The organism is Chitinophaga varians, from assembly GCF_014529945.1.
Taxonomy (GTDB): domain Bacteria; phylum Bacteroidota; class Bacteroidia; order Chitinophagales; family Chitinophagaceae; genus Chitinophaga; species Chitinophaga varians.
Genome location: NZ_JACVFB010000022.1, coordinates 1 through 1,104, shown reverse-complemented (window position 1 = coordinate 1,104; position 1,104 = coordinate 1). Strand labels below are relative to the sequence as shown.

1 protein-coding gene is annotated in these 1,104 nt (G+C 54.1%); it reads right to left on the bottom strand.

Annotation, left to right across the window (positions count from 1 at the left end):
• On the bottom strand, positions 1 to 1,104 hold a 1,104-nt coding region (locus tag ICL55_RS34865), incomplete at both ends, for a condensation domain-containing protein (protein ID WP_188106694.1).

Sequence of the window (1,104 nt, the reverse complement as noted above, 5' to 3'; positions counted from 1 at the left end):
AGGGGCGCCTACAGCAGGAATATTCTCCGGGTGATATTCATCAGACACCTGCCGGAAACGTTCTACCATAGCGTTGTCTATCACAATCTTTGCGCCGCTGTCGGAGAGCATGTAAGCGATGCGCTCCTGCGGATAAGTAGGGTCAACGGGCACATAGGCGCCACCAGCTTTCAGTACACCGAGTATGGCGATGATCATCCATTCGCTGCGGTCCAGTTGTACCGCCACCAGGTCTTCCGAACCGATGTGATATTCTTTTCTGAGATAATCACCCAACCGGTTAGCGGCTTCGTTCAGCGAACGATACGTATAGGTAACGTCTCCGCATACCAATGCCGTTTGCTCCGGCGTGCGGGCCACCTGTTGCTCCAATAACGTAACAATCGTTTCAGTATCCGGCCAGTTGGCAGCGGTATCATTAAATACCGTGATGATCTTGTTGCTTTCATCGGCAGGTAAGTAATCCAGCGCATTAACCGGAAGCTGCGGCGCTGCGGCAACAGCAGCCAGCAACTGCTCAAAATGAGCGCACATCCGCTGGATGGTACCCGGCGTGTATATATCACTGTTATAGGAAACATGCAATGCCAGGTTCTCATGCCGATCTTCAAAAGTAAAAGTCAGGTCGAATTTGGCCACCTCGTCGGCCATGTCTTCGTAAGGATGCAGCGTTAAGCCTCCTGCTGTCAAAGGTGCTACGGTGGTATGGTCCATCATCACCATCACGTCAAAGAGCGGATGGCGACTGGTGTCACGGGGCAGCGGCAGTTCATCTACCAGTGCATCAAAAGGATAGGCCTGATGCGCCTGCGCGTCGAGCGTTACCTGCCGTACCTGCTGTAATACATCCCGGTAGCTGTCAGTGCCCCGGAAGCGGCACCTCAGCGCCAGTGTATTCACATACAGGCCCAGCTGATCTTCCAGCTCACCATGTTCCCTGCCGGAAACGGGGCTGCCGGTGATAATATCCTCCTGACCGGTATAACGGTATAACAGTATGTTGACGATAGCCAGCAAACTCATAAACAGCGTGCTGTCCTGTTCGCGGCTAAGCGCCCGTAAGGAGGCGGTCAACGCACCGGGAAGCGGATAACGCTCCACGCC